The sequence below is a fragment of the bacterium genome, from assembly GCA_029210965.1.
Lineage (GTDB): Bacteria > BMS3Abin14 > BMS3Abin14 > BMS3Abin14 > BMS3Abin14 > JALHUC01.
Genome location: JARGFZ010000004.1, coordinates 57,724 through 82,294 on the forward strand (window position 1 = coordinate 57,724; position 24,571 = coordinate 82,294).

The 24,571-nt window shown below is 55.3% G+C and carries 29 protein-coding genes; 9 read left to right on the forward strand and 20 right to left on the reverse strand.

Annotated features, from left to right (window positions below; all coding sequences use genetic code 11):
* Positions 1-5: 5 nt before the first annotated feature.
* From P1S59_03075 to P1S59_03105, 7 genes are all read right to left on the reverse strand, one after another.
* Positions 6-479 carry a hypothetical protein gene (locus P1S59_03075; GenBank protein MDF1525240.1) on the reverse strand — a complete coding sequence of 158 codons (474 nt, stop codon included), beginning with the start codon at positions 477-479 and terminating at the stop codon, positions 6-8.
* On the reverse strand, positions 442-2,205 hold the full coding sequence (locus P1S59_03080) for an ATP-binding protein (protein ID MDF1525241.1): 1,764 nt from the start codon (positions 2,203-2,205) through the stop codon (positions 442-444). Before P1S59_03080 ends, P1S59_03075 begins: the two co-directional genes overlap by 38 nt.
* A complete protein-coding gene (locus tag P1S59_03085) occupies positions 2,195-3,112 on the reverse strand; it encodes a mechanosensitive ion channel (protein ID MDF1525242.1) in 918 nt (305 codons plus the stop codon). Before P1S59_03085 ends, P1S59_03080 begins: the two co-directional genes overlap by 11 nt.
* 421 nt (positions 3,113-3,533) lie before the next feature.
* Entirely contained in the window at positions 3,534-4,076 is a 543-nt protein-coding gene (locus tag P1S59_03090) for a YeeE/YedE thiosulfate transporter family protein (protein ID MDF1525243.1), read from the reverse strand.
* 11 nt (positions 4,077-4,087) lie between these two features.
* Positions 4,088-4,606 carry a YeeE/YedE thiosulfate transporter family protein gene (locus P1S59_03095; GenBank protein ID MDF1525244.1) on the reverse strand — a complete coding sequence of 173 codons (519 nt, stop codon included), beginning with the start codon at positions 4,604-4,606 and terminating at the stop codon, positions 4,088-4,090.
* 216 nt (positions 4,607-4,822) lie between these two features.
* Entirely contained in the window at positions 4,823-6,613 is a 1,791-nt protein-coding gene (locus P1S59_03100; GenBank protein ID MDF1525245.1) for an SLC13 family permease, read from the reverse strand.
* Between the two features lie 67 nt (positions 6,614-6,680).
* Positions 6,681-6,830, reverse strand: a complete 150-nt coding sequence (locus tag P1S59_03105) for a hypothetical protein (protein MDF1525246.1) — start codon at positions 6,828-6,830, stop codon at positions 6,681-6,683.
* 439 nt (positions 6,831-7,269) lie between these two features.
* Between P1S59_03105 and P1S59_03110 the strand changes: the two genes are divergently transcribed.
* The 5 genes from P1S59_03110 to P1S59_03130 all read left to right on the forward strand — a co-directional run bounded on the left by P1S59_03110 (position 7,270) and on the right by P1S59_03130 (position 12,086).
* A complete protein-coding gene (locus P1S59_03110; GenBank protein MDF1525247.1) occupies positions 7,270-8,850 on the forward strand; it encodes an MBL fold metallo-hydrolase in 1,581 nt (526 codons plus the stop codon).
* Between the two features lie 715 nt (positions 8,851-9,565).
* The gene (locus tag P1S59_03115; protein MDF1525248.1) at positions 9,566-10,069 is read left to right on the forward strand and encodes a hypothetical protein; all 504 of its coding nucleotides are present in this window, start codon (positions 9,566-9,568) and stop codon (positions 10,067-10,069) included.
* A gap of 4 nt (positions 10,070-10,073) precedes the next feature.
* Positions 10,074-10,196, forward strand: a complete 123-nt coding sequence (locus tag P1S59_03120) for a hypothetical protein (protein ID MDF1525249.1) — start codon at positions 10,074-10,076, stop codon at positions 10,194-10,196.
* Positions 10,197-10,329: 133 nt separating this feature from the next.
* Complete coding sequence (locus P1S59_03125; protein ID MDF1525250.1) at positions 10,330-11,166, forward strand: PQQ-binding-like beta-propeller repeat protein; 837 nt, start codon at positions 10,330-10,332, stop codon at positions 11,164-11,166.
* Entirely contained in the window at positions 11,166-12,086 is a 921-nt protein-coding gene (locus P1S59_03130; GenBank protein ID MDF1525251.1) for a hypothetical protein, read from the forward strand. Before P1S59_03125 ends, P1S59_03130 begins: the two co-directional genes overlap by 1 nt.
* Before the next feature lie 96 nt (positions 12,087-12,182).
* Here P1S59_03130 and P1S59_03135 read toward each other — a convergent pair whose 3' ends face one another.
* From P1S59_03135 to P1S59_03160, 6 genes are all read right to left on the reverse strand, one after another.
* On the reverse strand, positions 12,183-12,446 hold the full coding sequence (locus P1S59_03135; protein MDF1525252.1) for a type II toxin-antitoxin system RelE/ParE family toxin: 264 nt from the start codon (positions 12,444-12,446) through the stop codon (positions 12,183-12,185).
* A gap of 8 nt (positions 12,447-12,454) precedes the next feature.
* Positions 12,455-12,751, reverse strand: coding sequence for a type II toxin-antitoxin system Phd/YefM family antitoxin (locus tag P1S59_03140; protein MDF1525253.1), 297 nt, complete (start codon positions 12,749-12,751; stop codon positions 12,455-12,457).
* A 115-nt stretch (positions 12,752-12,866) separates the two neighbouring features.
* A complete protein-coding gene (locus P1S59_03145) occupies positions 12,867-14,993 on the reverse strand; it encodes a hypothetical protein (GenBank protein MDF1525254.1) in 2,127 nt (708 codons plus the stop codon).
* Positions 14,939-15,436, reverse strand: coding sequence for a hypothetical protein (locus P1S59_03150; GenBank protein ID MDF1525255.1), 498 nt, complete (start codon positions 15,434-15,436; stop codon positions 14,939-14,941). Before P1S59_03150 ends, P1S59_03145 begins: the two co-directional genes overlap by 55 nt.
* 72 nt (positions 15,437-15,508) lie before the next feature.
* A complete protein-coding gene (locus tag P1S59_03155) occupies positions 15,509-15,910 on the reverse strand; it encodes a hypothetical protein (GenBank protein MDF1525256.1) in 402 nt (133 codons plus the stop codon).
* Positions 15,911-15,955: 45 nt separating this feature from the next.
* Positions 15,956-16,315 (reverse strand): hypothetical protein, encoded by a 360-nt coding sequence (locus P1S59_03160; GenBank protein MDF1525257.1) that lies wholly within the window; start codon positions 16,313-16,315, stop codon positions 15,956-15,958.
* A gap of 288 nt (positions 16,316-16,603) precedes the next feature.
* Between P1S59_03160 and P1S59_03165 the strand changes: the two genes are divergently transcribed.
* Positions 16,604-17,155 (forward strand): hypothetical protein, encoded by a 552-nt coding sequence (locus tag P1S59_03165; GenBank protein ID MDF1525258.1) that lies wholly within the window; start codon positions 16,604-16,606, stop codon positions 17,153-17,155.
* Between the two features lie 174 nt (positions 17,156-17,329).
* Here P1S59_03165 and P1S59_03170 read toward each other — a convergent pair whose 3' ends face one another.
* Positions 17,330-17,545, reverse strand: coding sequence for a hypothetical protein (locus P1S59_03170; GenBank protein MDF1525259.1), 216 nt, complete (start codon positions 17,543-17,545; stop codon positions 17,330-17,332).
* Positions 17,546-17,657: 112 nt separating this feature from the next.
* Between P1S59_03170 and P1S59_03175 the strand changes: the two genes are divergently transcribed.
* The 3 genes from P1S59_03175 (at position 17,658) to P1S59_03185 (ending at position 19,311) form a co-directional block, all read left to right on the forward strand.
* On the forward strand, positions 17,658-18,416 hold the full coding sequence (locus P1S59_03175; GenBank protein ID MDF1525260.1) for a TVP38/TMEM64 family protein: 759 nt from the start codon (positions 17,658-17,660) through the stop codon (positions 18,414-18,416).
* Between the two features lie 210 nt (positions 18,417-18,626).
* Positions 18,627-18,830, forward strand: a complete 204-nt coding sequence (locus P1S59_03180) for a DUF2892 domain-containing protein (protein MDF1525261.1) — start codon at positions 18,627-18,629, stop codon at positions 18,828-18,830.
* Positions 18,831-19,110: 280 nt separating this feature from the next.
* Entirely contained in the window at positions 19,111-19,311 is a 201-nt protein-coding gene (locus tag P1S59_03185; GenBank protein MDF1525262.1) for a hypothetical protein, read from the forward strand.
* Positions 19,312-19,324: 13 nt separating this feature from the next.
* Here the strand turns inward: P1S59_03185 and P1S59_03190 are convergent, their stop codons facing one another.
* From P1S59_03190 to lgt, 6 genes are all read right to left on the reverse strand, one after another.
* On the reverse strand, positions 19,325-22,063 hold the full coding sequence (locus P1S59_03190) for a heavy metal translocating P-type ATPase (protein MDF1525263.1): 2,739 nt from the start codon (positions 22,061-22,063) through the stop codon (positions 19,325-19,327).
* Between the two features lie 20 nt (positions 22,064-22,083).
* Positions 22,084-22,347 carry a metal-sensitive transcriptional regulator gene (locus P1S59_03195; GenBank protein ID MDF1525264.1) on the reverse strand — a complete coding sequence of 88 codons (264 nt, stop codon included), beginning with the start codon at positions 22,345-22,347 and terminating at the stop codon, positions 22,084-22,086.
* Between the two features lie 144 nt (positions 22,348-22,491).
* A complete protein-coding gene (locus P1S59_03200) occupies positions 22,492-23,028 on the reverse strand; it encodes a cytochrome c (protein MDF1525265.1) in 537 nt (178 codons plus the stop codon).
* Complete coding sequence (locus P1S59_03205) at positions 23,025-23,231, reverse strand: SHOCT domain-containing protein (protein MDF1525266.1); 207 nt, start codon at positions 23,229-23,231, stop codon at positions 23,025-23,027. Before P1S59_03205 ends, P1S59_03200 begins: the two co-directional genes overlap by 4 nt.
* Positions 23,232-23,383: 152 nt before the next feature.
* Complete coding sequence (locus P1S59_03210; GenBank protein ID MDF1525267.1) at positions 23,384-23,782, reverse strand: DUF302 domain-containing protein; 399 nt, start codon at positions 23,780-23,782, stop codon at positions 23,384-23,386.
* A complete protein-coding gene (lgt, locus tag P1S59_03215) occupies positions 23,775-24,557 on the reverse strand; it encodes a prolipoprotein diacylglyceryl transferase (protein MDF1525268.1) in 783 nt (260 codons plus the stop codon). Before lgt ends, P1S59_03210 begins: the two co-directional genes overlap by 8 nt.
* Between the last annotated feature and the right edge of the window lie 14 nt (positions 24,558-24,571).

Here is a 24,571-nt window from a genome sequence, read left to right on the forward strand (position 1 = left end):
ACTGATTATTTCCGCAAGACCAAAAAGGTGGCCCGGTCCAGGCTGCGCAGGAAGATAAAGTCCAGGCACCCCAACGGGGCCATGCGGAAGAGGTCGTCCTCCTTATCCCAGGTCACGGAAACCATCCAGTAATACATGGCCGCCTCGAAGTTCCCGCTGCTGGCCGCGAAAAGGTCGGAGTAAAAACGGCTCTCGCGCCCGTGTTCAGCTTTCTGCCGGGCGGCCTGCGTAAGGGTGGCCTTCTCCTTCTCCTCCTGTATCTTTGACGAGAAGACGAGGGGATATCCCGATGTACGCTGGCGGATAAGCAGGGCTTCCTTTATCTCAGCCTGCTTTTGAAAAAGGGTGTGGACCTGGTGGGTGAAGTACCGGCTGATCCCCACCAGGTAGTCCAACCGATTCCAGGGGGATTTACGGAAAGCCATGATCCACATGAAATGCTCACGGGTCTGGAGAAGGATGGTGAGAAAAAATTCCACAGTCCGCTGCCCCCCCTGTTCTCAGCACCAGGTTGTGGCCCCCCTCCACGATGAGAACTGCACGAGGCTGTTTGCGCAGATAGTTCATTAGTTCCGTCACGCTGCCAAAGTCCTTCTCTCTTTGGAACCACTCCGCAAACAGTTTAAGTATATCCTCCTCGGTGCGCAGGCGTCGGGTCATTTCCAACCGTTTGACGGTGATGGTGGAATCGCATTCGTTCTCAAGGCAGTTTAGCAGGGACATCTTGCCGCTTCCCGCCGGGCCTACCACAGCTACGCTGCACAGGAGGTCCTGCTCCCACCGCTTAACAAGCTGGCCAAGGGTCTCGAGTTCCTTATCCCGGCCCACCAGGAACTCCCTGGACTGGAGAGGACCAAGAGAAAACAGGCCGCGGTAGACTGGCGGCAAGCTCTCGATAAAAGCGTCTGCCTCGGCTGTGGACGGCAGATCGGAATACTTGAGCATGTCTTCCACCACAGCGCGGGGGACTCCCAGGAAACGAAAGACCCAGCCCTGGAGGGTTTGCCAGCGATCCTTCAGGGCCTCAGCTGAATGTACCCTTTTCCGCATCCGGAGCAGTAAGATGCCCGCCAACCTCGTGAAGACACCACCAGCAAGGGAGAAAGCGTCTTGCTGAAACAGCAGGAATCGGGCCTCGAGATTCTGGGATTTGGATACATCACTGAGAACGACAGCTTTCAGGTCATTATGGCCTTCCTCGAGACGGGGCAGAATGGACTGGAGGTTCTCCCGGACCTGGGATTCCAGTTCCGGCAAAACCTCCGCCGATCTTGAGAACAGGTTTTCCAGAAGCACATCGAGTCCGTCCAGCATCTCCTTGAGGCCGTCCGTGCCCTCTCCATTTTCCGGTGAAGCCTCCATGCCGGCGGCTCTTGCGTTCAGGTCCTTGATGGTGTTTTCCAGGTTGTACCGTATCCCTCGCCATAGGTCGGCTAACTGGGATTCCGGCCTGGCGTGGACATCGTCCCATTTCAGGACAATGGGATGCCCGGCCAGCTTGTAACGGGTCGGCAGGCAGCGGTTGGCAATTTCCTGCAAAGGGACCCGCCGTATCCGGTAGCGCCATCGGCTCCGGAGAGCCCAGAGGTAAAACCTCAACAGGCAAAGGGGAAAGAACTTTCCTCTGCAGACGTAATCAAGGAGGGATCGGCTCTCTGCCTGAGCCACGCTGCGGCCCTGAAGGGGAGCCAGGTTGAGGTCCCTTGGATTGATGCGGTAAATTATCCGGGGGAGGTCCTTCACCGATTCACCGTACCGGTCGGCAAAGATCTGCAGGAGACCGGGCATAAAACCACTATGAGGGGACAACCGGTCGAGATATTTATCTGTACGGGCCCGGACCATCACATGCAGGAACTTCAGTTGAGCCTCCACCTGGTAAGCCAGATCCCGCAGCGCCTTCTGGTCGGGGGGCCATGGGTCGCAGGTTTTCTCCAGGGCTCCCTTGATCGTCTCCCGGCATTCATCCAGACGGCTGGCCGTTTCCTCCATGACCTCGCCCACGTCCGCCAGGACCTTGGTAATGCGCTGGAGCACATCCTCCTCCGCGACCTTGAAAGCCGTGTCCAGCTCCTTGAGAAACTGGTCTACCCTCGACTGCTCATCCGCTAGTCCCAGGAAGATGTGGGCGTCGGCCCGCTGCTGGAACTTTTTTTTCAGGTTTTCAGCAGCCGTTTCGGTTTTTTTATCGCTCTTATTTTTCATCGGGGTCGCGGTCCAGGATCCTGACGTCGAAATAGGGTGCCGCTGAAAGTTCAATGGATGACACTGCCAGACTCACTCGCTCTCCACTGTCGCTGATCTCCTTGAGGATGCTCTTGAAAAGGAGGTTCTTGGTACTGCGCCGCATTTTGTAATCCACCACATACCTGACAGCGAAGGTAACCCAGTTCTCGTTGGCGGTCATGGTTACGGCAGGCTCCACACTCGCCTTATCGATGTAGTACTTGTTCACCATCTGACCCCAGTATTGGGATGCCTCCGGAATGTATCCCCCCACAACCTCCTGCGTCACCCGCTCCAGGATCCGGCCGGCTTCGAGCAGATCGCTGCCGTGTCGGATGTGGACCGTGATCTCGTCCCAGAGAAAAGGGAAGTCACTCGAGTAGTTGAAGACGGGTTCCCTGAAGACGAGACTGTTGGAAACACGAACGATACGCCCGTTGTACTGGTCCGCGTTGACCCAGTCCCCCAGTTCCATGAGCGTGGTGCGCAGGACCCCTACATCGATGACATCGCCGCGGAGCCCCCCCACCATCACCCGGTCGCAGGTCTTGAGGCTGTGGCCGAAAGAGAGGGACACCCACCCCGCAACGCTGGCGATTACCTCCTGGAGAGCGAAGGCGATCCCTGCACCTGCCACGCCCAGGGCCACGGCGAACCCCTGCAGTTTGTCGCTGAAGGCGGAGAGGGCATAGAGGATTATGATAAGGTAGGCAAAAAAGGAAACGAACTTGCGCATCCTGTAACGGGTTTCGGTTTCCTTTATCCGCCCTACCAGGATGTGCTGTAAAACCTTGACAAGGAGCATGACGACGAGTGCAACAACAGCCACCCAGACCAGAGTCTGGACCTTGGGGTGGGCCTGCCAAAGAGTGTTAAATTTTTCCAACGGTTTTCACTTTTACCAGGCGTGGGAATGATAAGACAGGTCAACGGTCTGCGATAAATTATCAAGTTAACCTATTACCAACATGGAGTCTATTGTACCCCAAATCTTAGCCAGATAGTGGTTGATCATCCACAACGAAACCTGGAATCCCGGGCGGTTTGCAGGTGGACAAGGGAAGGTGCCCAGAGCCACATTGATCTTTCCTGTCAGCAGCTGCCTTTTTTGAAATTTGAGCTGCAGGATTTGGGGACAGATCGGGGTCAGGCATTATGTCCTGTCTGCCCTGCCTGTCCCGAGCCCGTCGAGGGGAAGGGTGAGATGGGGTATTTCTGATAAGCCTTATCGGATGCGCTGCAATTTAACCCCCGATCCCAACTTTCCAATCACGGGTCTTAACTTCAAACATCAAACGTCATGCTATTCATACCCCCGCTCGCTCCATGAGATACATGGCGACGACCAGGATGATGGACAGGGGCACGATCACCACCCAGTCATTGACTTTCAGAAGCTGCGGCAAAGTCATGTCTCCAAAAAAACCTTTTTTCAGGACCCCGTCCTTCAGCCTGGGGTAAACGGCAGCCAGGAGTCCAGAGCCGATGATTATCCCGGACAGACCTCCGACAATAGCATCCAGATATCCGTTGCCCGTGGCTCCCGCGATGGTTCCCGGGCAGTACCCGAGCACGGCAAACCCCAGACCGAAGATCAACCCACCTATGGCATTTTTGCCCCAGGAACCTGACTTTGGCTTCAATTGAACCAATCCCAGGCCTTTCATCAGATGGAGACCAACCGCGCCTGTCACAACTGCGGTCAGCATGATCTTCACGACCGTGAAATCCTCCAGAAGGAGCTGGCCGATGATCACGTCATATTTGGTCACGCCGCCTTTTTGAAGGAGGAAACCGAATATGATGCCAAAGAGTAAACCCCAGAACAGTGGTAATTTATCCGTTCTCATATTTCACCTCGTCAAACCAGGACCTTGAAAATAAACAGCGCTGCCAGAACACCGCCGATAAAAAAACAGATCGCCGAGATCCAGCTCGATATCGCGAGCTGCATCGTACCGCTGATGCCGTGTCCGCTGGTGCAGCCGTCGGCCCACCGAGAGCCGAAGCCGAGGAGAATGCCTCCGAGCAGGGCAACCACGATCCGGATGAGCCGGTTGGCACCGAATGCAGCCTCCCACCGCGGGGGGATCCACTGCCACTGGAAATCACCGGAAAGCAGCGAAGAGATGAGCGCGCCGATGACCATGCCGGCGACCAGCATCCACTGCCAGTCCACAATGGGCTCGATTTCCTGATAGTAAAGTTTGGATTCCACCTTCTTGCCCCGGAACAGTTTTTCCATCATTCCGGCGGAACGGGCAAAGGAAGTGGAGCAGCCCAGAGCGTTACCGGATATGAGGAAGGTGAACCAGCTCAGGACACCGATGCCGATACCAACGACATAAGGCGACCACCTGACTTCCGTTAACCAGTTCATAAAAAAATCCTCCTGACGGTTTCTGAATTAAATTGCACTGAATCTCCAACCGTGCGGGTTCTCGCAGACGGAACAATGCCTTACGTATCCCGCAGCACCGTACCCCGTCATCCCGCCGGGGATCGATGACGGCGCAGATTTCTTTCCCGGCAAGGATGTAGGAGCTGTGGGCGATCTTTTCGAGAAAGAAATGTTTAAGCAGCATGCATAGTCTCCTCACAGATAGAAGAAATAAAACATGGGGACGACGACCGCCAGAAAAATCAGCGTCATACCCCCTCCCGCTTTTAAATAGTCGGCATTCCGGTACCCTCCCGGCGTCTTAAGCATGGCGTTGACCTGGTGTGTGGGTAAAATAAAGGAATTGGCGGCGCACACCGCCACCAGCAGCACCAGGGGCCGGGGATCAATCCCGGCGATCCGTGCCATGCTGATCACAAGAGGCGCCAGGATAACGGTGGATGCTACATTGGACATGAAGAGGGAAAAAACCGTGGACATGCCCGCAACGGCGAAAAGCAGAAGCAGGGGATGTCCTCCGTAAACGGCTCCCATGATCCCATCGGCCAGGAACGCGGCGGTGCCCGTTTTCTGCATGGCGATACCCATGGGAATGAGGCCGGCGAGGAAAAATACCACTTTCCAGTCGATGACCTGGTAAGCATCTTCCATACGCAGCACCCGGGTCAATACCATAACAATGGCTCCGGAAAGGAATGCCGTGGAAATGGGAAACCCGGCAAGGGCCAGGCCGATGGCCAGGACAAAACAGATCGTCGCGACCCACGCCTTGGACTGGTCACGTTTGTCGGCCGAAACCGGGGTTGCCAGCACAAAATCCTTGTCTGTTTTCAGTTCAATGATGTTGTCCCACAGCCCGTGCACGATGAATGTATCACCTGGGGTTATGGGCATGTCCGAAAAGTCACCCCGGATATTTTCTCCCTGATGAAACAGGACCACAGGTTCAACGGCGTAGCGTTTGCGCAGTCCAAACTTCCGAATGGTTTCGCCCACCAGGCTCGAACGCGGCGGGATGATGACCTCCGCAAAACCGGCGCTGTCAGGATCGTTCAGTTTTTCAAATTTCCCCAGCGGTTCCATATAAGACAGCCCGAAATCCGCTGCGAATTGCCGAACGTTACCTTCCTCCCCCAGCAAGGCAAGTTCATGATGAACCTCGAACCTTGTTTGCCGCCAGGGCGCATACTCCACCGTTTTTCCCTTGGAAATACCCAGTATATTGAGATGATATCGATCCCAGATACCCGTTTCTTCGGGTGTCTTGCCGACCATCGTGCTCCCCTCGGGGATTTTGTAATGCCAGGTGGAAAAAGGCAGGTTCCAGGCTTCGATCAGTCCCTTTTGTGCGGATATGCGGTCATCTGTTGATGGTGAATCAGGCAGGACATATTTACCGATAAAGAGAAAGAACGCAATGCCGGCAGCCAGCAGGACCAGGCCTACCGGAGTAACGGCGAAAAGGCCATAGGGCTCAAGACCGGCATTGCCCAGAAAATCGTTGATCAGGATGAGGGGGCCCGAGCCAACCATGGTCAGGGTGCCCCCCAGGATAGCGGCAAACCCGATGGGCATGATCAATTTTGACGCTGGTATTTTCTCCCTGCGCGAAATGCTCAACACTGCCGGCAGAAAGAGTGCCGCCGCACCGACGTTCTGAATAACGGACGACATCAATCCGACGGCCGCCGACACCAGGCCGGTAATTTTCAAACTGCTGTTCCCGGTAACATTGAGGATCGCACGGGAAAAACGATCGACAATACCGGTCTTTTCCATACCCCTTCCCATTACCATCACTGCCATCATGGCGATCACCGCGTTGCTGGAAAATCCGGACAGCGACTCCAGGGATTTCAGTATCCCCGTCCATCCCAATGCCAGCATGCAGAGGATGGCGACAACATCCATCCTGAGCACATCCAATGCCAGCAGAACGATAGTGACGCCGAGGATAGCCAGAACAATAGTGATCTCAACGGTCATGATCATTTCCATCTATATTTCGATGCACGTGGTCCTTTTACAGAATGTCCCAGTGTCTGGCCGTGTGTCAAAACAAATTGGCAAAGGTCAGTGCCTGGGGCATAGTTATCAGGTTCCAGATACCAGGCGCCAGGAACTGCCTGCCGAAGGTACTGAAGATCATGAAAATACCCCCGAACCACCCCATTACGTAACCGTGCTGTCCCCAGCCCATCATGCTCAATATCTCCTTTCTGAAGAAACCGTTATCTGACCGGTTTAAAGTGTACCAGAATACAACCCGGTGTCAGTGCACTTTGGCAAAAGATTAAACGGTGGGCTTGTCCTTGTCACGGCGTCTTGTCACGGTGACTTGTCACATCATAGCCGGCTTGTGAGGGCATCTTGTCACGGCATAGCCAAAGGCGGCGACGGAAGCCATCGGCGACGCCCCAAGGCGAAGACGGAACCTGACCCCGCGGATTGCTCCTGTGATATGATGCATGGTATCCGTGGAAGTGTGCAACGATGCTGCAGAGGTTGAAGGATAAATGAGAAAGGTAAAAGGGGAACGCGCGGTTCACCTGACCCTTTCGCTTTAAGCTTTTAGCCTGTTTCTTCTCTCCCTGATCTCCAAATTGGGCCAGGAGTGAGACCGACAAAGGGAGGCGAAAAACATGCATATCACATTTTACGGCGGTGTGAGAGAAGTGACCGGCTCCATGCATATGCTTACCACCGATTCTGACCGCATCCTTTTAGACTGCGGCATGTTTCAGGGACGACGCAAGGAGACCGAAGCCAAAAACAGGACTCTGCCTTTCGACCCCCGTATCCTGACCAACATCGTGTTGTCCCACGCACACATCGACCATTCAGGCCGGATTCCTCTGGTTACAAACCGGAATTTCAACGGCAGGGTCATCTGCACCCAAGTCACGGCCGCAGCCTGCGAGTACCTGCTCCTCGATTCGGCCCACATCCAGGAATCCGATGCCCGATATCTGAATTACAAGGCTGTCCGCTCCCTTCTCCACCAGACGAAGACTTCCGCACTGACTCATCGGGTCTCGGCAAGGGCTGCAAAAAAAATAAAGAAAATGCTGAAAAAAAACCGCAACGACTTGAACATGGATGCCATTAGCGAGCAGATGGACCGGTATAACATGGAACCTATTGCGCCCCTTTATTCCATGGAGGATGCTGAAAAATCCCTTTCCTATTTTGACGGTTATCCCTACCGCCAGGCCGTTAACATAGGAAAGAACATCCAATGCACCTTTTATGATGCCGGCCATATTCTGGGTTCGGCCATCACAATAATTGAGGCCCGGGAAAACGGGCGTTCCTACACAGTATGCTATACGGGCGACCTTGGTCGTTTCGGAAAACCGATCCTTAAAGACCCCACCCTGACGTTTCAGGACAACCGGATGGATGTGGACCTTCTCGTCATGGAGAGCACCTATGGAAACCGGTTCCACGATCCGGTTTCCAGCACGAAAAACGAACTCAAACAGGTCCTGGTCGAATCGGTGGGGCGGGGCGGCACCCTGATCATCCCGGCCTTTGCCTACGGCAGGACCCAGGAGCTGATCTACCGGCTCCACGAATTATATGACGAGGGAGAGGTTCCCCGGGTTCCCATCTACATCGACAGCCCGCTGGCAACAAAACTGACCAAGGTTTTCGGAGAGCACCCGGAAGTCTACGACCGGGAGACCCACAAGGTGTTTCTTGAGGAGGGGGAAAACCCCTTCCGGTTCTCTCAGGTCAAATTCATCTCCTCGGTTGAGGAATCCATGGCGCTGAATCGTGATGAAACACCACATATCGTGATCTCGGCCTCCGGTATGTGTGAAGGCGGGAGGATCCTGCACCATCTCCGGCACAAGATCCACAACCCGAAACATACCATCCTCATCATCGGTTTCATGGCTGAGCACACCCTGGGCCGCCGCATCCTCGAAATGGGCACCCGGGACCTGGCTTCCCAAAAATCGGGCGAGCCGCCAATGGTCAGGATCCTGGGAAAGGAGTACCCCCTGAAGGCAAGGGTGGTTGAACTTGGCGGCTTCAGCGCCCATGCCGATCAAACCGAGATGCTGCGATTCCTGAAGGAGTCCAACCTGAACATCAGGAAGATCGCCGCTGTCCACGGCGAAGAGCAGCAGACACTGGCCTTCGTCCAATTCCTGAAAGGGGAAGGGTTCAATGTCATCGCCCCGCGCGCCGGAGAAACGTTGCATATCAAATGAAGAGAGGACAGGAAAAGTCTCGGGTCGCGAGGAAATTTGTCCAATGTCCGACGGATATAGGGCATCTACCTGCTACCCCGTTATGGCATAATGCTTTAACGATTTGAAACCGGGTGGCGAGAGGTGGTCCATTACCATGGAAACGTTTCGGTCGAGACTCATCCCGGCCGTTTTATTTCTGGCCCTGGCCATATCTCAGCTTTCGGAGCCCCACCAGATATATCGAGGAGAGCCGGTTTGGCGTGCTGATCGAATATGGCCTCTCCGGATTCCGCATGGACAGGCAGTAGGAACCGTTCTCCACGGCGAAAGCGACCGACATGGGCACCTCGGCTGAAGGCTGGTTTCTCTAGGTGGTACCGACCCTCACCTGGGACGCGTCAAAAGACTTCAAAATAGGAATTGGGCTGGGTGCCGGCATCCTGTCGGTGTTCTCTTTGCGGAAAAGGGCCCCTACGAATACAGCATCGCTGACGGATCGGTGATCGTCGCTTACCGCTGGGCGCTTTAGAGGAGGGGAGGAAAGTTCCGGTCCAAGTCCTGGTCCTGGTCCAGATCTACCGCCCGGGCACCCGCCGGGCACGCGAGCGCACTCGTACACTACTTTTCCTATTACACCGGCAACCCGCCCTGTCAACGCGCCCTTGACTGTCCGCCCACAAGAGTCATAAACTTTCCCGACTTAAACAAGGGGCCTTTCACAAGGGAGTGTGCCATGGAGCGTTCGTTCACCGTTACATCTGTGCGGATATGTCTTTTCACCCTGTTAACCCTGATCATGATCCTTTCCGGCTGCGCCGGTGTCATCCAGCAGGCCTACTATGATGGCCCTCTGGGCGTGAACACCCAGGGGATGACCCCGGTGAAGGACGACGCGAAGAAGTTTGACTTTATGGTCCCCGCGGGCTGGACTGAAGTTCCCCGGGATGAGCCATTGCCGGAAAGCCTGGAACTTCCACGTGAGCGTTATTCTGCCTATGGTGGACCCGTCACCTACCGAAAAGGCGACAGCGGCTCCATGCACCTGTTCTGCCGGACTATGGAAAACACCAATTATCTCATTGAACAAACTATTTATGAGATATCCCCGTCGGCTGTGGCGGTGGATAACGGAGGTCTGCAGATCCACTCATCAGGCCGGGACCCGGTATTTTACGAGTACACCTCTTCCATTGTCGAAAAGGGTGAGAAAAAAAGGCTTACCTTTTTTGTTCGGTGAAAAGATGCTGGGAACTTTTTCCCTTAATAACTGTGACTATATCGTTTTGGCCCGCAGCTCCTCCCTGGAGAACACGGAAGAGATCAAGAGCGATTTTATCGCTGTCCTGCGTTCTCTCAAGAATTAAAAAAGCCAGATGAAAAAACAACCTCAGGTTTTCCCCCCTGATCCTGGCTCTCCTGCTCTGGACGGGATTACCTTCCCCCGCTTACGCGGTCCATATTAATCTGGAAGAGCTCGAAAAGAACGTCGCCGAGTCAGTGGAGAAGTCGCTGAGAAAACTTGGTCTTGTCGCCGAGGACGCACCGCGTACGATCCTGGATAGCATGCAGGCCAAAGCGGTGGACAGCAGCACCGGCAAGATCCTCTGGAAATACTCACCGGAGGGGTGGGCCATCACTTACTATGACCTTGTTGCAGCCTTTTCAGACTTGGTTCTGCTTCGAGAAGACGATCAGCGAGATGGCCTTACTACCCTGGCGGCCATGAATGCTGAGACCGGTAAACAGCAATGGTATGTGCAGTATATAAACAAGAAGCGGTCCTTCCAATTCCTCCCGGTCCCCGCGGCTGATACGATCCTGGTCCTGGAAATGGAGAAAAAGAAAGTGAACATGACCGCTCTCACACTCATGGGCGGTAAGGAGAGGAAAAAGCAGACGTTCAAGGTCCAGAAGGGAGGGCACCCCACACCGCCCCTGGTCACACCGCGGAATGTGTGGAGCTTCTATGGTCACGCCATGCGCCTTGACCCGGCCTCAGGAGCGGTTCTGTGGCAAAGAAAGGACATCGTACCCGACAATCTTGCCCCCCCTCCGAAGCTGGAAATGAACAAACTCTACATCATCGACAAGGAGAAAACGCTGCATTTCCTCAATCCTGAGACGGGTGAATCGATCCTCACAGCTCCTTTAGACGAAAAATCCCGATACACAAACATCTACCCTGCCGGGGACACCCTTTATCTCCGCGGCCAGGATGAGGGCGGCAGCTGGTTCCTGGCCAAACATGACCCGAAGAGCGGCCAGGCCCTATGGAAGTACAGCAGCACCCAGGCCACGGTGAGCAATCTCATAGAAGACGGCGATCGCCTTTAGTGGCCACCTCCGCGAAGGTGCTGTGCCTCGACAGCGGGACAGGCAGGGAGATCTTTGCTTCCTCTGTTACCCTCACCGGGCAGTCGTTCCCGGTAAGAATCCGAAAATACGGCAGCAAGGTGATCTACGTTGGGGAGTTGATGATCGCAGGTTTCGACGCCCAGTCAGGAAAAATTGTTTACAAGGTGGGAATGCCTCCAGTGACCCAGGAGGCTCATCTGGATGCGCTGGACAACTGGATATCCGTTTTGCAAAACCGTATCGGAAAGCTTCCCAAGGCCATCTGGTTCGGCGGTGCGGGCGGGGCAAGCGACGCCTTCAGCAGCATGTCGGCCAACTCCCGGAACCTGTCCAATAACTATTCCTACCAGGCTCGCAATTACCGCCTGAGTGCTGGCACCCCCAATAACCTGGCGGCGGAAAGTAATTCCTGGAAAGCGGCCAATCTTCAGAACCAGTCACGAATGAACAGTGCATTTGCCAGGGCAGAAGCGCAGTTAAGTTTCTTCTCCGCGATGGAGGGGCTTAAGAACGCCATGATCTCAAAGTCTGTTACCAGGGACCGTGAGGAGATCGCCAGGCTCAGCCTGATCCGAAACAAGATCCTGGGAGCCTACTCCGCATCAGAGTCAGGGGACTATGCCTGGCGGTCCCACGTGGAAGGTGACTGGATCGGCCTCAACCTGATACATCTGCCCACCGGCAGGACCACCTTCACGCCCTTTTCTCCCTTTATCAAGAATAGGGAAGACGCTCAATATAATGAACGTTCCCTCTGGAACCTGGTGGACCTGGATACAGGTATTGTCTACCACCCGGCCCTGAGGTCAGTTGAGGAATATTACCAGCCGAAGGTCAAAAAAGAGGGGGTCATCACCTACGGCATCCGCCTGGTGGCGGAGAAGGTTAAGATGAAGTAGGGATTGTCCTTGTCTGAAATTAAAGGCGGCCCTTTCGAGCCGCCCCAAGATCAGTACCTGGTGCCAACACCAGATACCCGGACCAGGTACCTGGAACTATTTTTTATACGCTTCCTTCCTCTTCCTTACACTCACTACCAATACGAGAAGAACATCGTCTCCGACCTGATAAAGGACCCGGTAGTCTCCGACACGAACCCGGAAGATGTCGTCAGGTCCCTTGAGTTTTCTGCAGCCTGCCGGTCTGGGTTCAGTTGCGAGAGCCTCGATCTTTGTGCTGACCCGGCGCTGGATTTTTAGGGGCAGTGATCCAAGCTGCCTGACGGCCGTGGAAGCAAATTCGAGCCGGTAGGTGGCCACAGATCAGCCTAAAGCCCGAGGTCTTTCTTGACCTTTTCCCAGGGAATGGTCCCCTCCTTTTCAGCCTCAGCCAGTGCGGCGCGCGCTTCTTCCAGATCCATCCTGTCCTCCAGTTCTTCGAGGAACTTCAAGTCCTCCACGGGAACAAGGGCAGCGATCTCCTTTCCATGCCGCTTTATGATTATGCGCTCTTTCCCATAGGAAACCCGGTTCAGTGTGTCGGACAATCCCTCCCTGGCAACACTGGTGTCGATGGCTTCATGGACGTAAGGCTTTCCACCCTTCCTGTTTTTTTCTTCTTTCATTTGTTCTCCCGGATATTTTGCCCAATTTGTACTAATATTACCAAACGAACAGTTTTCAGTCAATATTTACGCAATAAAGAAGGCGGCCCGAAGGCCGCCTTAATAGCAGTACCTGTTACCTGGTGCCAACCCCTTCGGGCAGTCTCCATTTGATATCGTAAGCTTGTCTGCCGGGGCTCACCGGAAGAGTGAGCTTATCCCCTTCGGGGCGAATGGGCTGCAGGGCGCCGTCGATGGTGATCCCGGTCAGCTCCGCACCCTCGGGGAGACCAAGGATATGCTGACCACCCAGACTGCTCCTGGCAACGAAACTTAAGGTGACGTCAGTGGCGTGTTTCCCGGGTTTTAACAGGTATTGACTCGTATCGATGGTAAAAGTGCTGCCGAACACACCCTCCGGACGGGTTATTCTGAGCTTCACCGATTCTCCCGGCCAGGAACGCCAGACCGGAGCCCAGACCCCTCTCGGATCCGCCCTGTGGACCACGTTGATACCTTCCGTCTGCTCCATATTCCATATGGGGCTGACCTCCGCACGCCAGGCCTCGACCCACCCGGTTGTGTCGGGGGCCACCAGATCGACATTTTCGGCCTCCTCGAGGGCAGATTCCCAGGTCATGGAACTCTGGGCAGGTCCCATGTTCACCAGGATTTTGCCGTCCTTGACCCGAACGCCATCTGTGATCACCGATTCCCCGCTTAAAAGAGGCACCTCCAGGACCACCGCCGTACCAGGGGGAGAAATTCGGTGCACCCTGGTCAGGGCACGCCATTCAAGGCCGAGAAACAGGGATCTGTCCACCAGGACAAAGGGCGGCAGCGCCTCTGCCTCAAGAGACGGCATATCCGATGTTGTCTCTTGTTTGATGCGGGTGAGTTGGAGCTGTTTGTCCGCCGCTCCGTTTTCGTGCACATCCTCCAGGGCCCAGCCTTTCACTTTGGCATCCACACGGTGCACCGGCAGGTTCAGGGGGATGAGCACCGTACTGCGGCCCGGGAGATGGCCTTCCAGAAGCACCTGGTGGATACCCTTTTCAAGGTTTACCCACAAAACGCCGTCACTGCTTCGTGACAGCGCACGGACCGGTTTGCCGTCCACAAGTAACGTCTGGGGCAGCCACTGTTCCGCGGTACACGGCAGGGGCACAGCCACCTCCTCCATGACGTGCACTTCCAGGCGCAGTCTGAGCATCCCGGGATCGGCATCAAGCCTCAAGCGGCTTGTCTGGGCACAATCCGGGAGGCACTCGGGGGGTTCGAGGAGCCTGGTCTGCAGTTCCTGCAGCAGTTCGGTAGACGGAAACTCATTAGCGATAGCGGGAGAGGGAGAGGGAGAGGGAATGAGAAGTGCTGAAGATACAAGTGCTGAAGAGATAAGTGTTGAAAAAACAGTGCCAAGTGCTGAAGTCGAAGTGCGCAGGGCGGGCAAGCGTATCCCCGCGAGGAGAAGTCCTAAAAGCCCCACGAGGATGACGCGCACCACCTTGACCACGGAGTTAGCCCATGGTGGCAGGTAATAAATACTTACTTCCTGGCCGCGGCTCACAGGTCCGTTCCAGGAAAGGTTGACGCTGTCCCAGTACCAACCCGGCAGCCCCGGACCGGTCTGGACCAGGGCACCCTCATCGATACTCTGCAGCATGGTGTTGCTCGGGAGGCTGAACAGGTCGGAGCTCCGGTAGGATCTGGATTTATCTAAAGCCTGCCGGGTGGGAGCCAGCTCCGGCAATTGGCGAGCCAGGTTTTGGTCATATTCCGGCTCCTCCGTTGCACGCATTTCCTGTACTTCATCATAGAACTCACCACTAACCTGAACGTTGGGATCGTAGCGCTGGACTGTGGATGCACTTTTAGCCATACCGAACATGGGCAGGACACCCATATTCTCAAGCTGCGGGTAAACGGCCGTTCTCACCTGGTCCACGGCGAAGGGGATGAACATGAGAATGAGCAGGAAAAAGGCCAGGGCACGGTAGTTTTTGGCGGCTTTTTTCAGACGGCCCTCCGGGAGGTACCTGAGCAGGGCCACGGCGACGAGGATGTGCAGCCAGATCGTGCGGGGCGCGAAAGTCGTTTGCCAGGACAGGGCCCGCAGACAAGGGCTATTGCCCCTGTCTGCGGGCCCAGCAGGCGGAAGGACGCTATGAAGATGATCAGGAGGAGGAACAGGTCCAGCAGGGTCCAGTTCTACAGCCAGGTTCGGGGACGGTTGTCCACGCCGGTGACAGCCAGTACCTCCCACCCCGGAGGCATGTTTATCTTTGCCGAAGCGGAGGTAAAGTCGTGGTCCCAGCCGGTGGCTTTGAGCCGGGAGATCTTTCCCTCCACGCGGCTGGCGGCTACGGTCTTTATCTGCCCGAGCCACACCTCCACACCTTTGGTGTCGGTCCCTTTCCTGGTAGTGATGAGCATATCTTCGCCGGACACGTTGACGCGGCCAAGGAGCAGACTTTCAGATGCCTCCAGCCGATGGGTGCGGGACATGGTTCCCTGGATGACATCCTGGACCGTGTAACCTCTGTTGTCGAAATCGAGCCACAACTCCCGTTTGATGGAGATCTGATCCATGGCCGGGTCCGCGTCGCCCTGACCAACAAGTTTCAGGGACAGGGCTTTTCCCGATTTTACCAGGAAGGCCGGTAACTCACGCCAGCCCTCGGGCAAGGTGGTCTGCCTCGGATCCACAGCCGGAAGACCACCTGGCTCGACGAGCCGAAGGTCAGTGTGTGCCGCAAAGACCCACACCTCTTCGGACGGTCAGGGCGCCTTGACCTCGGGTACAGGGAGTACCTCAACGGCGCCGGTAGATCGGGCTGCCACCTCTACCACCCAGTGCCCCGGGCGTACCTGCAGGCGCAGAGAACCGTCGTTTTCCAGCCTGGCGGTGATGGGGCTTGTAAGCTTCACAGGGATAAATAGCTCGCCTTCACTTTGGACAGGCAGCACAGGACCAATGACCACCTCTCTCTGCCGGCCTGCCACGTCGATCTCCATGCGTGTGATCATCTGCATGGGAACCATATCCTCCACACGGCGGTAGACCTGGAGCTCCAGACGGTCCTCGGCCGAGACTGCTTCACTGCTATGGTCCTTGAGCCATAACCTGTTCGTGCGAAAATCCGGGAAGGTCACTTCGGTGCCGTCGAAAGTCAGGCGCACCAGTCCGCTGGCCGGGGGGACCGGAAGGGATTCGGGCAGCCGCTCTCAAGTAAACTCTCCGCGGATACTGTACTGCCCGGTGGGGAGCAAAAGAGCCGGGCGGCCCTGGTTCAGGGTCACAGTATGGGGGGTACCTTTCACGCTGACCTTCTGGGGCCATGATTTTGGTCCACCCGGGAGGGATACCCAGGACTCGGCGTAGAGCGTAACGTTCAGGTCGAACCTGCCGCCTGCCCCGTCAAGATCCAGTAAAAGCTCGGTGGGCCAGTAGCACCTGTGGTCGTTCCCGTTGTTGAAAACGGGAGGACACACATTCTCCTCCTCGTTGTGAAGGACCCAGCCCTCCCAGGGTTTAAGGGATTCCGGGATATCGGCGGCAAGGCAGGGTACGGAAATGAGGAACAAAAAGCAGCAGTGCGGCGAACAGGCTTCTGGACATCTTCTTCCCCCTCCAGACTATGTTAATGATCCAATAGTTCAGGTAAACGGTTTGTGGAAACCGGTTGGAAAGTTTCACTATATTAAACGGAACGGGCAGACGACCGCAATCAGGGCAGTGCAAGTATGATATGTCTGTTACACACCTATGAGGATGGTTATTCCTTATCCCTTATCCCTCATCCCCTTCTTTGTAACAACTCTGCCTTATACTTGTCTTAACAGGATAAGGGGAGTGCGGAGGAGGTAAAAGTTATGGATAAACTGATTATAAGGTCCCTTATTGCGGCAGCACTGGCCGTGCTGCTTATATCAATCACCGGAGGCTCTGTTTACGCTACCGGTTATGACGAACATGACCAGAGCGGCCAGCCGGAGTACCTTTACAATATCGAAGGCACCGGATCCTATTTTCTGCCTGGCACTGATGAAGATATCTTCTTTAATCTGGGCAAGTGGTACCGGAATTCAGGAGGCTCCTGGTCAATGAGCGGTAACTTTGACGGCCCGTGGAGCGGTATTATGACCAAAAGCGTTCCCGCGGCCCTGGCAGACCTGCCCTCCGATTTCAGGACGACGCGCAGACTTGGGATGATCCCCTACCGATACGTTATCGGCCCCGACAAATGGGATGACAATGACGTTTACAGGTATTACCGGGGCGAATACTATAGAGACTACGAGCGGCACGGTTACCGGCGGCAGTGGCATCCCAGGGGCAAATTCTGGTTCTTCGTAGCCCCCGATTTTCACGATGACGACTGGGGAGACGACAACCACCGTCGGCGGCGCAAGGGAAGGTATTAAACTTAAGGGACAAGGCTCAAGATACAAGGGACAGGAAAGCTCATTGCCCTTTCCCTTTTACCTTGTCCCCTTTCCCAGGTCGCTGCCCGAAGTATACAGCCCGGCTATTACTTGACGAAAGGCGGCCACCGAGGGGACGTTGGCGAGTCTCCCGGACTCGTCTTCATAGACCCGTCATGAGAACCCGTCGATGTCAGAGGGGAAGGGATCAACACCGTTTATGAGGATGGTGGGAGAACCCTTCAGATCCAGCCTTGTGGCTTCATCGTCCCCGATACGATGGTAGCTTACATCAGCCTCGACACCTTCAGCCTGCAGCGCCTCATTGAGGTTCTGCCTGAGGGCAACATCCGAAGTGCATCCCATGGAAAAATAGCAGTCGATTTTCATCCTGTTTTCCACACCTCCATTTTCATTGTCTCTGTTTTACCTGCCTACCCCCTATTCACGATTTCAAACCCTTCGATTGTTCAACCATCGATATTCCCCTATAATCCGGATGATGAACAGCATAAAACAGCAAGATCGGGAACCTGCCAACAGCAATGGCGCTCCCCAGGCCCGGGAGGACCGGCTTCGGCGGCACATCTTCCTTGGGCTGCTGCTCATTGCGGTAATTATCCTCACCTACATTTTACTTCACCGCACAGGAACCGTATCCCTGTTCATGGACAGCAAAAAACTCCACGCTGTGATTGAAAGAGCGGGTAGTATGGGACCCCTGGTCATCATCTGCTTTTTCATGATCGCCGTTGTGATCAATCCGCTTCCCAGCGCTCCTATCGCTCTTGCTGCCGGTTTTGCCTACGGACACACCTGGGGGACGCTTTACGTCGTCATCGGTTCTGTGAGCGGCGCCTTTATTTCCTTTATAATTGCCCGGCTTCTCGGTCATGACATCCTCTACAGGTGGTTCGGGGAAAAGCTGAAGGTGGGCCTTCTCGGCTCCCAGATGGGGCTTATGGGGATGATTCTTGTTTTCCGGCTGCTGCCCTTCATCTCCTTTGATATTGTCAGTTACGCGGCAGGACTTACCTCCATTACATGGTGGCGGTTCCTTTTTGCCACAACCGTGGGGATCATCCCGACCAGTTTCGTGCTTGCCCATTTCGGCAGCATTATGAGCACCAAGGACCCGGGACACATCGGCCTCACCGTGCTGCTCCTGGGGTTCATGACCGTCATTCCCGTGGCTGTTAAGTTGTTCCTGAACAGAAGGCGACGGAACGCAGACGATCCGCCTGACACGAAGACCCGGTGACACGGGGTGGATTGAAATTCATATGACACGGGGATGCGGAGACGCGGGGACACGGAGTAAAACCTTTAACAAGTTAGGTTTAACCTGCGAATATTAAATAATCCAGGGGATTGACTCTCAGATTATATTTGCTATATTCGTTTTTTAGATTATAATAGTTAAATAATAAAGTGTGATTTAAACATAAACCTGAACCTTGAGGAGTAAAAAATGAATATCGATCGGATCGTAATGGCTTTCGCGGGAACCGTAATCACTACCAGCCTTGTCCTCGGCTACGCGGTTCACCCGTACTGGTTGCTCATGGCGGCGTTTGTCGGACTTAATATGTTCCAGGCGGCATTTACCGGGTTCTGCCCACTGGCCATCGTGCTGAAAAAGGTGGGCGCAACACCTGGCTGCGCCTTCAAATAACCTGAAGGCATGAGGCATATTATTTCCGAACCGGTTGTCCACAGACTCCGTTTGGGGGTTATAAGGAGCCAGCCAGGATTTTCCATGTAAAAGCCTGGTGGTTAGCGTAAATTGTAAACATGAAACCTGTTCTGACCAGAGAGCTTAAGACATGGTACGGGCTTTCTCTGACACTGCGCTTTTACGGCGCGCACTGGGCCTCCGTCGGTCCCCTGCCTCCCCATCCCCAACTGGTTAATATGCTCCTGCGCATGGGGCTTCCAAAGGGGACTCTATCCACTTGCAGATCCTTCACGAACTGGGGCATCTCCAATCGCTGCCTTTGATGGTTCTGGCCGGCGCCCTGCTGTTCCCGTTCTCCCCACCCCTGCTGCCGGCCCTGGCCGGCAGCTTCGTCCTCTGGGAGATCTTGTCGGAAGCCTATGTCATTTACCGGAAGGGCAGGAACTATTTTCGCATCTACGGTCTCGGCCCGGGTTGACGAGAGCCGGTTTTCATATCCTTCGCCTGTACCTGCGCATCAGCAGTGAGTTGGAAACCACCGAAAAGGAACTGAACGCCATGGCCGCTCCCGCGATAACGGGACTGAGAAGGAACCCGGTGAAGGGGTAAAGCACTCCGGCGGCGATGGGGATACCGAGGGAGTTGTAGATAAAGGCCCAGAAGAGGTTCTGCTTTATCTTGCGCATGGTGAAGCTTGACAGATCCATGGCCATGACCACGTCCCTGATGTCGTCCTTTATGAGCACGATGTCCCCGGATTCGATGGCCACATCGGTCCCGCTGCCTATGGCGATGCCGATATCAGCCTGGGTCAGGGCCGGAGCATCGTTGATGCCGTCACCCACCATGGCCACCTTGAGGCCGGAGTCCTGAAGCTTCTTCACCTCAGCTGATTTGTCCTGGGGAAGCACCTCGCTGAGCACCCTTTTTATACCCACCTGGGCGGCGATGGCCTCAGCTGTCCGCCGGTTGTCTCCGGTAATCATGATCACTTCCTTGCCCATCTCCTGCAGCGCTTTGACCGCAGCAGCGGAGTGTTCCTTCAGGGTGTCGGCCACGGCGAGGATCCCGGCGATCTCATTATCCAGTCCGACGATCATGGCTGTTTTGCCCTGGTCCTCGAGCCCGGTCATCGCCTCGTCTGTGCTTTTCAGGTCCAGGCCCGCCTCAGTGAACCAGGCCCTGTTCCCTATGACCACTTTTCGGCCGCTGACGGTACCCTCGACCCCTTTTCCTGTGATGGAGTTGAAGTTCACTGGTGGGCTTAGCTCCAGACCCCGGGCAAGGGCTCCCTGGACGATGGCCGCTCCAAGCGGATGTTCGGAGCTTTTCTCGACGGCCGCGGCCAGGGCGAGCACTTCATCAGAGTTCCATTCGCCGAATGTGACAACGTCGGTGAGTTCGGGTTCCCCCTTGGTCAGGGTCCCGGTCTTGTCGAACACGACCGTGTCGATCTTGTGGGCCATCTGAAGAGCCTCGGCACTCTTGATAAGGACCCCGTTTTTCGCACCCAGCCCGGTTCCTACCATGACGGCAGTGGGCGTTGCCAGCCCCAGGGCGCATGGGCAGGCGATGATGAGAACAGCAATGAAAACGGTCAGGGCGAAAATAAAGCTCTGTCCGGCAAGCATCCAGATACCGAAAGCCACGATGGCAAGACCCACCACCACCGGCACAAAATAGGCGGAAATTAGGTCCGCCAGCGCCTGGATAGGAGCCTTGGAACCCTGGGCCTCCTCCACCAGTTTGATGATCTGGGCTAGCGCTGTGTCCTTACCCACCTTGGTGGCTTTAAACCTGAAGGAACCTGTTTTATTTATGGTAGCGCCCACCACCTGGTCGCCTTTAGTTTTTTCTACCGGGATGCTCTCGCCGGTGAGCATGGATTCGTCCACGGCCGAATATCCATCGACTATGATCCCATCTACCGGAATTTTCTGGCCCGGCTTCACCAGCACCTCGTCTCCGGTGCGCACATCTTCTATGGGAACCTCAATCTCCTTGCCGTCTCTTACAACGAGGGCGGTTTTAGCCTGCAGCCCCATGAGGGACTTTATGGCCTCGGAGGTCTTCCCTTTGGCGATGGCTTCGAGCCACTTACCCAGGAGGATGAACACGATAAGGAGACCGGCAGTTTCGTAGTAAAGATTATGGGTCGAATATCCGGGCCTGCCGGCCCAGATGGCGATCAGGATGGCCGTGCTGTAGATCCACGCGGCGCCGGTACCCAGCGCTACCAGGGTATCCATAGTGGCCATTTTCGTCTTGATGACCGAGAGGATACCCCTTGTGTAGAACTGATAGTTGACGATGAGTATGGGAGTGGCCAGGAGGAACTGGATAACAGCCCCCCACCTGTCGGAGATACCGGGTATGGTAATGCCTACCATGGGACCCATGGCAAAGAGCGCCAGGGGAATACCCATGACAACGGAAAAAATGAACTTGAACTTGAGGGTTTTGATCTCCCGTTCCCTCGCCTCCTTCTCCCTGTCCAGTGTCTCACCCGTCTCCTCAACAGGGGTATATCCGGCGTCCCGTATGGTCTGAAAGATCTGCTCCTTTGTAATAACCGAGGGATCGAAATCGATCTTTGCCCTCTCGTTAATAAAGAGCTCCTTGGATTTGATCCCCTTCAGGCTGTTCAGGGCACCTTTCACCGTACCGAGGCAGTGGGGGTTGTCCATGCCGACCACCTTCAGATCAAGGTGCCCGGCAGCGGTCTCCTCTCTCACAAAAGGTGTATACCCCGCTCCCACTATGGTCTTTTCAAGGTCCTGCAGAGAGATCGAGGCAGGGTCAAACCGGACCATCACCGATTCGGCTGCAAAGTTCACGTTGGCCTCTGACACACCGTTGAGCTTGGAAAGCGCCTTTTCGATGGTCGAGGCACAGGAAGCACAGTGCATCCCGGTAATTCCCATCGTGACGGTCTTCGTCGCCGGTTCGGCCTGATCCCCGGCCAGTGGTATCTCACAGGCTTCTGCTGCTTTGTCTCCTGGCTGAGGAATAACGCAAGCCTCGCCCTGGGAATGGATTTCGGATGCATTATCGTCTTGCTCTTCTTCTGCGTGCTGCGTACTGCGTGCTGCGTGCTCGTGAGAAATTTCCGTCCCCAGAAATTTCTCCTTACATCCCGGGCTGCAGAAATAGAATGTCTTCCCGTCCTTTTCCCCCGAGAGGCCTGTCTTTTCATCCACTTCCATATTGCATACGGGATCAATTGCCATTTTCTCTCCTGACTTCAAATTCAGCGGAACTTCGAGAGGATCTCAAGTATTTCATCAACCTTGGCCTTCCTCTCTCCCTGGTCATCCCCTGTTAGAGAATTCCTCACGCACCCTTCCAGGTGGGCTTTAAAAATGTTCTCCTGAACCTTGGCAAGGGCATTTGACGCTGACTTGACCTGGGTCAGGATGTCGACACAGTAGCGCCCCTCCTGGATCATCCTGGTGATGCCCCTGATCTGGCCTTCTATCCGGTTGAGCCTGGGTATCTGTGTCGAATGATCCATAAGCCCTCCGTAATCCGCAATCCGTATAGGATTATACCATACCCCCCTATGGTATGCAAGTGCGGCCGCAGCAACTTCGCCGGGAAAGCTGCCAGGCATCTCCCGCCACCAGGGGCGCCCACCTGCCGGTTCAGTCCATTGGGTTCAGTCCAGGGTCTTGAGAAATTCCAGAAGATCCTGAAGGTCCTGATCGCTCATTTTCCACTTGGGCATGGTAGGGTCGAGCCGCTTGCCGTCCGGCTCCACACCCTCCGTTATGGCCCGCCGGATATCCTCATCGGTGTAAGGCTGCTCTATTTCAGCCGCTTCGCCCCTGGTTTCCCGCGCTCCTGATGCCAGAGCCTTGTACCGGATATCCGGAGGCACCTTCGTTCCCATCATGACAGGGAATCCGCCCCGGCCATCGGCACCGTGGCAATTTACGCAGCTTCCGCCCATTGAATTCAACCAATGCGGACCGTCCCGCGTCCTTAAACGTTTCCCGTCACTGTCCATGCCGAGGTAATATATCCTCTCGCCGCTGGAAGCATAGGAGCCCTTGTCGTAAAGGCCGCCCCCTCCCCAGCCTGTAAAGGAGGTCATACGGGAACCGGCGCCATTAAAAAGCAGGAGACCCGCAAACCCGAGGAGGATCAACCCGACTCCCCACATGAGGGTCCTTTTTGGATCCCCGGACCTCATTTTTCCCCCTCCAGGATTTTCTTCCTTTCCTCGAATTCTTCGGTGTCGATCTCACCCCTGGCGTACCTCTCCCTCAGGATCTGCAGGGGTTCTGAAGGAGCCTCGTAGGGTGAAGAATCCTTTCTGCTTGAAACCAGCCCTGCCGTGAAATGCCGGATGACCAGGACAACGCCCACGATGATAAGGCCCCAGAACAGTATCATAACGATTCCTCCGAATCCTCCACCACCCCACATCCCGTAACCATGATTTCCCCAACCCATCATATGATTCACCTTTCCTTAAGTTGACCGGCTGACTGCCGGTAATTTCTTCGAAAAGGGAGTTCCCTGTTCCCCTCAACTCCTCGTAAAGGTCAAACAAGGGACTGGATAACCCTTTTTAATTTTCCGGTCACCTCTCTGGCGGTGGGTTCCAGGTCGGGGTTGCCCACCGACTCCATGGCCACCAAGGGGTTTAAGGCAGCCACGATGCTTTCCCCGTCCGCTCCTTCCTGGACCACGACGTTACACGGCAGCATGAGCCCGATCTGCTCCTCTGCCTGGAGTGTTTTGTAGGCCAGGGGCGGGTTGCAGGCTCCGAGGATCACGTAGGGCTTGAAATCCACATCCAGCTTCTTTTTAAGGGTCGCCTTGACATCGATCTCGGTGAGAACGCCGAACCCTTCACCAGCAAGAGCCTTTCGAACTTTCTCTACAGCCTGGTCGTAGGGCATGTCCACGGTAGTCTTGAAATAGTATCTCTCTTCAATCATGACTTGCTCCTTCTCTTCTCAGATAAATATAGGCCGCGATAGAGATCGGCGCCAGCACCAGGCTCACCGCCTGACTGGTGAAAAGGGTCACATCAGCCAGGGCAACAGTTCCTCGTGGATCACCGCGAAGGAACTCGATGAAAAAGCGGAATGTGCCGTACAGGATCCCGTAGGTAGCGATGACCTGGCCCTTGAAAGTGGACCTGATTCCAATGAAGATAAGTATAACAGACAAAAAGATGAGGAAGGCCGCCGAGTAGAGTTGGGTGGGGTGAACGGGAACGCCGATAATATCTCTGGCCAGAGAGTTAGGGTCTGAATATATGACGGCCCAGGGCACATCAGTGGGACGACCGTAGCAGGAACCGGCGAAGAAACAGCCCAGGCGGCCCAACGCATGACCAAGGGCAACGCCGGGAGCTACAGTGTCGGCCAGGTGCCACAGATCGAGCTTCTTCACTCTGGCGGTGATAATGAACGCCAGGGCGCCGCCCATGAGCCCTCCGTAGAAGACCAGCCCGCCCTTCCAGACCATGATGATCTCAGCCGGGTTCTGAAGATAATATTTGTGCTCGACTATGATGAAAAGGGCTCTGGCACCCATAAGGGTCCCGATGACAACGGGAAGGGCCAGATCCATGATCGTTTCCGGCTTGCCACCGTCGCGCCGGTACAAATATTCCGACAGCGCGACGGCGGTGAGGATCCCCAAGGCGTACAGGGCGCCGTAAGTGTGGATGGTAAGCGGTCCAAGGTGAATCAATTCAGGATACACTCATTCCTCCAATC

What these genes read in the sequence shown, in the direction of transcription:
- P1S59_03080 (MDF1525241.1), bottom strand. Translation starts at nt 2,205, where the DNA reads ATGAAAAATAAGAGCGATAAAAAAACCGAAACGGCTGCTGAAAACCTG.
- P1S59_03090 (MDF1525243.1), bottom strand. Translation starts at nt 4,076, where the DNA reads ATGAGAACGGATAAATTACCACTGTTCTGGGGTTTACTCTTTGGCATC.
- P1S59_03095 (MDF1525244.1), bottom strand. Translation starts at nt 4,606, where the DNA reads ATGAACTGGTTAACGGAAGTCAGGTGGTCGCCTTATGTCGTTGGTATC.
- P1S59_03100 (MDF1525245.1), bottom strand. Translation starts at nt 6,613, where the DNA reads ATGACCGTTGAGATCACTATTGTTCTGGCTATCCTCGGCGTCACTATC.
- P1S59_03105 (MDF1525246.1), bottom strand. Translation starts at nt 6,830, where the DNA reads ATGATGGGCTGGGGACAGCACGGTTACGTAATGGGGTGGTTCGGGGGT.
- P1S59_03110 (MDF1525247.1), top strand. Translation starts at nt 7,270, where the DNA reads ATGCATATCACATTTTACGGCGGTGTGAGAGAAGTGACCGGCTCCATG.
- P1S59_03115 (MDF1525248.1), top strand. Translation starts at nt 9,566, where the DNA reads ATGGAGCGTTCGTTCACCGTTACATCTGTGCGGATATGTCTTTTCACC.
- P1S59_03120 (MDF1525249.1), top strand. Translation starts at nt 10,074, where the DNA reads ATGCTGGGAACTTTTTCCCTTAATAACTGTGACTATATCGTTTTGGCC.
- P1S59_03140 (MDF1525253.1), bottom strand. Translation starts at nt 12,751, where the DNA reads ATGAAAGAAGAAAAAAACAGGAAGGGTGGAAAGCCTTACGTCCATGAA.
- P1S59_03165 (MDF1525258.1), top strand. Translation starts at nt 16,604, where the DNA reads ATGGATAAACTGATTATAAGGTCCCTTATTGCGGCAGCACTGGCCGTG.
- P1S59_03170 (MDF1525259.1), bottom strand. Translation starts at nt 17,545, where the DNA reads ATGAAAATCGACTGCTATTTTTCCATGGGATGCACTTCGGATGTTGCC.
- P1S59_03175 (MDF1525260.1), top strand. Translation starts at nt 17,658, where the DNA reads ATGAACAGCATAAAACAGCAAGATCGGGAACCTGCCAACAGCAATGGC.
- P1S59_03180 (MDF1525261.1), top strand. Translation starts at nt 18,627, where the DNA reads ATGAATATCGATCGGATCGTAATGGCTTTCGCGGGAACCGTAATCACT.
- P1S59_03190 (MDF1525263.1), bottom strand. Translation starts at nt 22,063, where the DNA reads ATGGCAATTGATCCCGTATGCAATATGGAAGTGGATGAAAAGACAGGC.
- P1S59_03195 (MDF1525264.1), bottom strand. Translation starts at nt 22,347, where the DNA reads ATGGATCATTCGACACAGATACCCAGGCTCAACCGGATAGAAGGCCAG.
- P1S59_03200 (MDF1525265.1), bottom strand. Translation starts at nt 23,028, where the DNA reads ATGAGGTCCGGGGATCCAAAAAGGACCCTCATGTGGGGAGTCGGGTTG.
- P1S59_03205 (MDF1525266.1), bottom strand. Translation starts at nt 23,231, where the DNA reads ATGATACTGTTCTGGGGCCTTATCATCGTGGGCGTTGTCCTGGTCATC.
- P1S59_03210 (MDF1525267.1), bottom strand. Translation starts at nt 23,782, where the DNA reads ATGATTGAAGAGAGATACTATTTCAAGACTACCGTGGACATGCCCTAC.